The organism is Thiobacillus sp., from assembly GCF_030696885.1.
Classification (GTDB): Bacteria; Pseudomonadota; Gammaproteobacteria; order Burkholderiales; family Thiobacillaceae; genus Thiobacillus.
In genome coordinates, this window is the sequence record NZ_JAUYRI010000032.1 from 21,493 (window position 1) to 29,349 (window position 7,857).

Sequence of the window (7,857 nt, forward strand, 5' to 3'; positions counted from 1 at the left end):
TCCCCGCCCCCGCCTGTCGATACTCGTCGGTGGCGCCAGCCTACGCGGCACCTTGATTCGCGACCGTGGCGTCAGGCGATATGATTCGGGATTGAATCCGATAGGCCTTCCATGTCAGACGCCACGCCGCTCTATCCTCCAATCACGCCCTACGCCAGCGGCATGCTGGACACCGGGGATATCCATCGCATCTACTGGGAGACCTCCGGTACCCCCGACGGCATCCCGGTGCTGTTCGTGCACGGCGGCCCCGGCTCCGGCACCTCGCCCACCCAGCGGCGCTTCTTCGATCCGGCGCGCTACCGGATTGTGCTGTTCGACCAGCGCGGCTGCGGCCGCTCGACCCCGCACGGCGAACTCGCCGACAACACCACGCCGCACCTGATCGCCGACATGGAAGCGCTGCGGCGCGAACTCGGCATCGAACGCTGGCTGGTATTCGGCGGTTCATGGGGCTCGACCCTCGCCCTTGCCTATGCGGAATCGCATTCGGAACGCTGTTCGGGTCTGGTGCTGCGCGGCATCTTCCTGTGCCGCAAAAGCGAGATCGACTGGTTCCTCGACGGCATCCGCGCCTTCTTCCCCGAGGCGCAGCGGCAACTGGCGGAATTCATCCCGGAAAGCGAGCGCGGCGATCTGCTCGCCGCCTATCACCGCCGCCTGCTCGACGCCGACCCGGCGATCCACCAGCCCGCGGCCCATCGGTGGGCCACCTTCGAGGCATCGTGTTCGACCCTGCTGCCCAACCCCGAATTGATCGCCGCCTTCGGCAGCGACAAGACCGCGCTGTCGCTGTCGCGGATCGAGGCGCATTACTTCGTGAACAACATCTTCCTCCCTGACAACAGCCTGCTCGCCCACGTCGATCGCATCCGTTCCATTCCGGCCGTGATCGTGCAGGGCCGCTACGACGCCGTATGCCCCATCGTGTCAGCCGACGAGCTGGCGCGCGCTTGGCCTGAGGCACGCTACGTGATCGTGCCCGACGCCGGCCATTCGGCATTCGAGCCGGGCATCGCGCGCGAACTGGTCGCCGCCTGCGACCAGTTCGCGCAAACCGGAGCATTCGACTGATGAGTTTGTCGCCCTATGTCTTCGACGCGACTGCGGAGAACTTCAACCGGCTGGTGCTGGAAAACTCGCACAAGGGCCCGGTGCTGGTGCATTTCTGGACCCCCAAGGCCGGCCCCTGCTTCATCCTGATGCCGCGCCTGGTCAAGCTCGCCGCCGAATACGGCGGCAAGTTCCTGCTGGTGATGCTGAACGCCGACGAACTGCCCGAACTGGCGCGCCGCTTCAGCGTGAACTCGGTGCCGACGGTGAAATTCTTCTGGCGCGGCGAAATCGCCCACACCATCCACGGCGCCGACCCCGACAGCAGCTTCCGCGAAGTGCTCGACCGCTTCATCGCCGGCGACGCCAACCGCGCGCACGCGCTGGGCGTGGCGGCCTGGCAGTCGGGCAAGGTCGAACAGGCGCGGATGCTGCTCGCCAACGCGGCGATGGCTGAACCCGACAATCTGGCGATCCCGCGCGATCTCGCCAAGCTGCTGTGGGCCGAAGGCGAAGGCGAGCAGGCGCTGAAACTGCTCGACAGCCTGCCGCCCGAGGCGCGTGCCGACGCCCTAATCGCGCCGCTGCATGCGCACCTCAAGCTGGCGGAAACCGCACGCTTGGCGCCTCCGCTGGATGAGCTGGATGCCCGCATTGTGGCCCAGCCGGACGACCTTGACGCCTGCTACCAGCGCGCTGCCGTGCTGCTGGCCGCGGACGATTTTGCCGGCGCGATGGACGCACTACTCACTATCGCTCGCAGCGACCGCGGTTTTCGCGACGACATCGGCCGCATCAGCCTGCTGGCGCTGTTCGACCTGCTCGGCAGTGCGCATCCGCTGACGCGGCAATACCGCCAGGCCCTGTCCGAATCGCTGCATTGAATTTCGACCACCCCGCCTTTGCGCCCTACCGCGCGTTGATCGAGGCGCTGGGTCTGGCGCGCAGCCTGCCTGTACCCGGCCCGGACACGCTCGACGCCCTCAACACGCAAGCGGACGCGCGCGGCACGACGCAGGCGCGCGGCTTGCCGCTGCGCTTTTTCGTCCCCGATGGCCGGCTCTCGGCGCGCGATTACGAAACGCACATCCTGCACACCGGCCAGGTGCCGACGCGCGCCGACACCTGGCATGACGTGCTGAACGCATTGGTATGGCTGCGTTTTCCGCGCTTCAAGGCGGCATTGAATGCAGCCCACGGCGAGGCGCTGCGGCTGGAAACCGACACCCGGCGTGGCCGCCGGCGCGATGCGCTGACGGTGCTGGACGAATCGGGCGTGTGGGTGATCAGCCGCGAGCCGGCGCTGATCGCCTTGCTGGTCGAGCACGAATGGCAGGCATTGTTCCGGGATCGACGGCATGATGTCGAGACGGCGATGCATTGCGTGGTGGTCGGCCATGCGCTGCTGGAAAAGGCGCTGGCGCCCTATCCGTCGATGACGGGCAAGTGTCTGACATGGGTCTCCGATACGCTCGACCCCGACCTGGCCGAGCGGGACGCCCTCCGCGCACTGGCCGCGATCGATGCGCCACGCCAGTTGCCGCCGCTGCCGGTGCAGGGCGTGCCGGGCTGGGATCCGGCCAACGCGCACGCCGCGTATTACGCCAATCGGGAAATTTTCCGTCCGCCGCGCCCCGTCTTATGAGCGTCCGCACACCAGTCTGAACGCCGGTTCGTCCCGCGGCAGGGCTTGCCATGCCGCCTGCTGCGGACGCACGGCCTGATGTTCGATCAATGCATCGTCGTCGGTAAACACCGCGCGCGACAGCGTGGCCATGCGCCTACGCTCGCAATCGAACGCCCGTCGGGACAGGATCGCGCGCACCGGACGCTGGCTGCCGGGATGAAGCTGCTCATCGCGCTTCCGGCGTTGCTCGCGAAAATCGACGCGGCCCGCATTGCGCTGCAGACTGGCCAGATCGATCGACACCACTTCATTGGGTCTGTCGCTCACCACGCGCCACGTATTTTCTGACCACGCCGGCGACACCAGCAGACCTGCCAGCAGGCCTGTCAGCAGAATGGGCAGGCCATGGATCAACTCGCCGTAGCCGGCAATTCGCCTCCGGCCACCCAGCCCTGCGCCAGCTCGAGGTCATCGAACAGGCGGATGTCCGCCGACATGAACAGGCGGTTCACCCACATGCTCCACGCCACCCACTGGTCGCCGGTGAGAATCGCGATGCGACCGAAATCGTTCTTGTGCTCGCGCGAGAATTTCAGTTCCTCCCACGCCACGTCGACGCTGTAGGACAGCATGTCGCGCAGATCGAACAGCAGGTTGACGGTGCCCTGGAACTGGATGCCGTAGCACACCGCCTGCTCGAATTCGCGGTAATCGTCCAGCGTGAACTGGCCCATCACGGTGACGGCGATCTGGTTGTCGTTGACGTTCAGGCTGATCATGGTGCACTCCTTGAGAATGTGTTCACACTATAGCGAATCGGGGCGCAGCGACGTCGATGCGCGCACTGCCCAGATGCCGGCCGCCGCCACCACGGCCATGCCGATCCAGGCCAGAAGCGGCAAGCGCTCGCCAAACAGCAGCACGCCATAGAGCGCAGAAAATCCCACCGTGGTGTAGGCCAGCGAGCCCACTGTGAGCGTGCGGCCGCGATGATAGGCGCGCGTCAATGCAAGCTGGGCCAGCGTCGCGGTGACGCCGATGCCGATCAGCCACGGCCAGTCTGTAGCCCGCGGCAGATGGAAACCGGCCACCGCCATCCAGGCGCCGCCACCTACGGTTGAGATCAGGGTGAAATAAAACACCACGCGCCATTCGGGCTCGCCCAGTTTGCCCAGCTGCTTGACGTTGACGTAGGCCACCGCCGCCAGCATGCCCGACACCAGCCCGGCCAGCGCCGGCAACCAGGCCTGGTCCTGCACCTGCGGCCGGAGCAGCAGCACGATGCCGACAAAGCCCAGCAGCACCGCACCGACCAGGCCCCGCCCGTGGCGCTCGCGCAGCCACCAGGCGGACAGCGCGGCCAGAAACAGCGGCGCAGTGTAGTTGAGGGTGACCGCGGTGGCGAGCGGCAGACGCGACAGCGCATAGAAAAACAGTACCAGCGCGGCGAAGCCCGACAGGCCGCGCCACACATGGGCCTTGAAGTGCGGCGTCGTGAGCGGCGCCAGCAGACGGCGCTGGCCGAGCGCGATCACGCCCCAGATCGCGACGAGACCGAACACGGAGCGGTAGAACACCAGCTCGGCCGGCGAAAAGGTGGCGGACGCGTGTTTAACCAGCACGCTCATCAGCGCGAACAGCGCAGCTGCCACCAGCATCCAGCTCGACTTCATCGCAGGCGGACGAAAAAAAAGGGCGGTATGCGCCGCCCGTTTTGAATATGAAGCAAGCTCATTTCAGATGCGGCTCGATTTCGCGCCGCCGGGCTTCATCGAGATGCGGCGCAATTTCGCGCCGCAGGAAGGCGTGGAAATGCATCATGCCATCCTCCAGTGGCGACTGGTACGGGCCGGTTTCCGAAAAGCCCTGCCGGTACAACGCACGCCGCCCTTTGTGCATGCGTTCGCAGATGTCCTCGTCTTCCAGCGCAGTCTCGTGATACGCCGCCTGCTCAGCCTCGATGAAGGCGCGCTCGAACAGCACGATGTCCTCGGGATAATAAAACTCGACGATGTTGCTGCACGACTCGACCCCGGTCGGCACGATCGACGACACCACCAGCACATGCGGATACCACTCGACCATCAGGCCGGGGTAGTAGGTCAGCCAGATCGACCCGTGCGCAGGCGTCCTGCCCTGCTGATACGCCAGCACCTGCTCGTGCCATTTCTGGTAGACCGGCGACCCCGCCTTGGCGAGGCCCCGGTTCACCCCCACCGTCTGCACCGACCACCAGTCGCCGTATTCCCACGTGAGGTCGTCGCAGGTGACGAAGTGGCCGAGGCCGGGGTGATACGGCGCGACGTGATAGTCCTCCAGATACACCTCGATGAAGGTTTTCCAGTTGCAGGCGTACTGCGTCACCTGCACGCGGTCGAGCATGAAGCCGGAAAAATCCAGTTCGCGCGCCGCCTGCATGCCCGCCAGATCAGCCTTGACGTCGCGGTCGCCGGCAAACAGCAGGCCCTGCCAGTTCTGCAGGCCGCTGCGATTGAGGTTGAGGCAGGGGTTGCCGGGAAACTCCGGCGCGCCCATCAGCCTGCCCTGGCTGTCGTAGGTCCAGCGGTGGATCGGGCAGACGATGTTGTTCGACGGCAATTTTCCGCGCCCGCTCAGCATCAGCGCCTGGCGATGGCGGCACACGTTGGACAGCAGCTCGATGCCCGAGCCGCTGTTGACCAGCATTTTTCCGCCGTCGAATTTTTCCAGCGCGTGATAATCGCCCACCTCGGGCACCATCAGCTGATGGCCCGCGTAGCCGGGGCCGTGCTTGAACAGGTGCGTGAGTTCCAGCGCGTAGACGGCGGGATCGAAATACCAGGAAACCGGCAACTGAGGCGAAGTTAGCGACAAGGCGCTGGATTCGGCGAGATCGCTCATGGCGCACCCTACTCAAAACCAAGCCCCCTTCCGGTCTGCACCGGAAGCGGCAGGCGTGATCGCGAAACGACCACCATTAAAAACGCATCGGGGCTCGCGCCCCGATGACCACCGATTGATTACGGTTGCAGCCCCTGCAAAAGCACAGGGTAAGGGCAAAATTCTAGCACAGCCGTTTCAGCCGGGGAGGCGCTCCAGCGTTGAATTTGTTAAAGTAGCGGTCTTTGCCCGCCGGGTCCGATTGAATGGCCAAATCCCGCGCCACCCCCCCCAAGGATTACGAGTCCGCACTGTCCGAACTGGAAGCCATCGTGGCTGAAATGGAATCCGGTCAGTTGCCGCTGGAAGCCTCGCTCACGGCCTACAAGCGCGGCGCCGAGCTGCTGCAGTATTGCCGCCAGCAACTGGCCGCAGCGGAGCAGCAGGTGCAGATTCTTGAAAACGGCAGCCTGCAGCCCTTCCGGACCGACAGCACCGATGAGTGAGTTTGCCGCCTGGATGCAAGGCTGTCAGGCACGCATGGAAAACGTGCTATCCGACTGGCTCCCGCCCGCCAGCATCGCGCCCCAGCGCCTGCATGAAGCGATGCGTTACGCCGTGCTCGGCGGCGGCAAGCGGGTGCGTCCGCTGCTGGCATTCGCTGCCGGCGAGGTCGCGGGCGCCGACGTCGAGCGCGTCCAGCATGCCGCCGCCGCGGTGGAACTGATCCACGCCTACTCGCTGGTGCACGACGACATGCCGGCGATGGATGACGACGCCTTGCGGCGCGGCAAGCCGACCGTGCACGTCGAGTTCGACGAAGCCACTGCACTGCTGGTGGGCGACGCGCTGCAGAGCCTGGCGTTCGACATCCTCGCGGCGCAGCCCCTGGCGCGCGACGCCGCCACCCAGCTGAACATGGTGCTGCTTCTGGCGCAGGCGGCCGGCTCGCGCGGCATGGCCGGCGGCCAGGCGATCGATCTGGCCAGCGTCGGCAAGCCACTCGATCTGACTGAACTCGAATTCATGCACATCCACAAGACCGGCGCGCTGATCCGCGCCTCGGTGCTGCTGGGCGCACAGTGTGGCACGCCGAGCGAGGCCACCCTCGCCGCGCTCGACCATTACGCCAAATGCATCGGCCTGGCTTTCCAGGTGGTCGACGACGTGCTTGACGCCGAGGCGCCCACTGCCACGCTCGGCAAGACTGCCGGCAAGGATGCCGCCAACAACAAGCCGACCTACGTCAGCCTGCTCGGCGTGGCGCGCGCGCGCGAACTGGCGCAGGAGCTGCGCGCCGACGCCCACGCCGCACTGGCCGATCTTGGCGCCCCTGCCGCACGGCTGCGCCAGCTGGCCGACTTCGTGGTCGAGCGAACCTTCTGATGACCACACCCCTGCTCGACATTCTCAATACGCCGGCTGACCTGCGCGCCTTGGCACCGTCCGACCTGCCCAAGCTCGCGGCGGAACTGCGCGAATTCCTGGTCGGCTCGGTCGCCCATACCGGCGGTCACCTCGCCTCCAACCTCGGCACGGTGGAACTGACCATTGCCCTGCACTACGTGTTCGACACGCCGTCGGATCGCATCGTGTGGGATGTCGGCCACCAGACCTATCCGCACAAGATCCTCACCGGTCGCCGCGAATCGATGGCCGGCCTGCGCCAGGCGGGCGGCATCGCCGGCTTTCCGCGCCGCCTGGAAAGCGAGTACGACGCCTTCGGCGCCGGCCACTCGAGCACCTCGATCTCGGCGGCGCTCGGCATGGCCGAGGCCTTCCATCAGCTGGGGTCCAGCCAGCGCGCGGTGGCGGTGATCGGCGACGGCGCGATGACCGCCGGCATGGCCTTCGAGGCGTTGAACAACGCCGGCGCCACCGACCTGCCGCTGCTGGTGGTGCTGAACGACAACGACATGTCGATTTCGCCCAACGTCGGCGCCCTGAACAATTATCTGGCGCGGCTGATGTCGGGCAAGTTCTACGCCGCCGCGCGCCGTGCCGGCGAGAAAGTGCTGTCGGTCGCGCCGCCGATCCGCGAGCTGGCCAAACGCGCCGAGGAACACATGAAGGGCATGGTCACGCCCGGCACGCTGTTCGAGGAATTCGGCTTCAACTACATCGGCCCGATCGACGGCCACGACCTCGACGTGCTGATCGACACGCTGACCAACATCAAGCGCCTGAGCGGGCCGCAGTTTCTGCACGTGGTCACCAAAAAAGGCAAAGGCTACGAACCGGCCGAAGCCAACCCCTGTCTGTATCACGGCGTGTCGCGCTTTGATCCGGAGAACGGCATTGCCGAAAAAACCGGCGGC

The 7,857-nt window shown here is 65.9% G+C and carries 10 protein-coding genes; 6 read left to right on the forward strand and 4 right to left on the reverse strand.

Annotated features, from left to right (window positions below; genetic code table 11):
• The first annotated feature begins 111 nt into the window (after positions 1-111).
• The 3 genes from pip to Q8R61_RS14070 are packed head-to-tail and all read left to right on the forward strand — an operon-like array spanning position 112 to position 2,698.
• Positions 112-1,074, forward strand: coding sequence for a prolyl aminopeptidase (gene pip, locus Q8R61_RS14060; RefSeq protein ID WP_305538356.1), 963 nt, complete (start codon positions 112-114; stop codon positions 1,072-1,074).
• Entirely contained in the window at positions 1,074-1,937 is an 864-nt protein-coding gene (locus tag Q8R61_RS14065) for a tetratricopeptide repeat protein (RefSeq protein WP_305538358.1), read from the forward strand. The genes pip and Q8R61_RS14065 overlap by 1 nt, the downstream gene beginning before the upstream one ends.
• Positions 1,934-2,698: a DUF3025 domain-containing protein gene (locus Q8R61_RS14070; protein ID WP_305538360.1), complete on the forward strand. Its 765-nt coding sequence runs from the start codon at positions 1,934-1,936 to the stop codon at positions 2,696-2,698. The genes Q8R61_RS14065 and Q8R61_RS14070 overlap by 4 nt, the downstream gene beginning before the upstream one ends.
• Here the strand turns inward: Q8R61_RS14070 and Q8R61_RS14075 are convergent.
• The 4 genes from Q8R61_RS14075 to Q8R61_RS14090 are packed head-to-tail and all read right to left on the reverse strand — an operon-like array spanning position 2,693 to position 5,560.
• The gene (locus tag Q8R61_RS14075) at positions 2,693-3,094 is read right to left on the reverse strand and encodes a surface-adhesin E family protein (protein WP_305538362.1); all 402 of its coding nucleotides are present in this window, start codon (positions 3,092-3,094) and stop codon (positions 2,693-2,695) included. The two genes, Q8R61_RS14070 and Q8R61_RS14075, sit on opposite strands and share 6 nt — an antisense overlap.
• A complete protein-coding gene (locus tag Q8R61_RS14080) occupies positions 3,091-3,459 on the reverse strand; it encodes an STAS/SEC14 domain-containing protein (protein ID WP_305538364.1) in 369 nt (122 codons plus the stop codon). The genes Q8R61_RS14075 and Q8R61_RS14080 overlap by 4 nt, the downstream gene beginning before the upstream one ends.
• 27 nt (positions 3,460-3,486) lie before the next feature.
• Positions 3,487-4,353: a DMT family transporter gene (locus tag Q8R61_RS14085; RefSeq protein WP_305538366.1), complete on the reverse strand. Its 867-nt coding sequence runs from the start codon at positions 4,351-4,353 to the stop codon at positions 3,487-3,489.
• 58 nt (positions 4,354-4,411) lie between these two features.
• Positions 4,412-5,560, reverse strand: a complete 1,149-nt coding sequence (locus tag Q8R61_RS14090; RefSeq protein ID WP_305538368.1) for an aromatic ring-hydroxylating dioxygenase subunit alpha — start codon at positions 5,558-5,560, stop codon at positions 4,412-4,414.
• Positions 5,561-5,805: 245 nt separating this feature from the next.
• Here Q8R61_RS14090 and Q8R61_RS14095 point away from each other — a divergent pair, with 245 nt between their 5' ends.
• From Q8R61_RS14095 to Q8R61_RS14105, 3 genes are all read left to right on the forward strand, one after another.
• Positions 5,806-6,045: an exodeoxyribonuclease VII small subunit gene (locus Q8R61_RS14095; RefSeq protein ID WP_305538369.1), complete on the forward strand. Its 240-nt coding sequence runs from the start codon at positions 5,806-5,808 to the stop codon at positions 6,043-6,045.
• Positions 6,038-6,925 carry a polyprenyl synthetase family protein gene (locus Q8R61_RS14100; RefSeq protein WP_305538371.1) on the forward strand — a complete coding sequence of 296 codons (888 nt, stop codon included), beginning with the start codon at positions 6,038-6,040 and terminating at the stop codon, positions 6,923-6,925. Before Q8R61_RS14095 ends, Q8R61_RS14100 begins: the two co-directional genes overlap by 8 nt.
• A partial coding sequence (locus Q8R61_RS14105) for a 1-deoxy-D-xylulose-5-phosphate synthase N-terminal domain-containing protein (protein ID WP_305538373.1) occupies positions 6,925-7,857 on the forward strand: 933 nt, incomplete at its 3' end. The genes Q8R61_RS14100 and Q8R61_RS14105, both read left to right, overlap by 1 nt.

Excerpts from the sequence above, each read along its gene's own strand:
- pip (WP_305538356.1), top strand. The coding sequence starts at position 112 with ATGTCAGACGCCACGCCGCTCTATCCTCCAATCACGCCCTACGCCAGC.
- Q8R61_RS14065 (WP_305538358.1), top strand. The coding sequence starts at position 1,074 with ATGAGTTTGTCGCCCTATGTCTTCGACGCGACTGCGGAGAACTTCAAC.
- Q8R61_RS14080 (WP_305538364.1), bottom strand. The coding sequence starts at position 3,459 with ATGATCAGCCTGAACGTCAACGACAACCAGATCGCCGTCACCGTGATG.
- Q8R61_RS14085 (WP_305538366.1), bottom strand. The coding sequence starts at position 4,353 with ATGAAGTCGAGCTGGATGCTGGTGGCAGCTGCGCTGTTCGCGCTGATG.
- Q8R61_RS14090 (WP_305538368.1), bottom strand. The coding sequence starts at position 5,560 with ATGAGCGATCTCGCCGAATCCAGCGCCTTGTCGCTAACTTCGCCTCAG.
- Q8R61_RS14095 (WP_305538369.1), top strand. The coding sequence starts at position 5,806 with ATGGCCAAATCCCGCGCCACCCCCCCCAAGGATTACGAGTCCGCACTG.
- Q8R61_RS14100 (WP_305538371.1), top strand. The coding sequence starts at position 6,038 with ATGAGTGAGTTTGCCGCCTGGATGCAAGGCTGTCAGGCACGCATGGAA.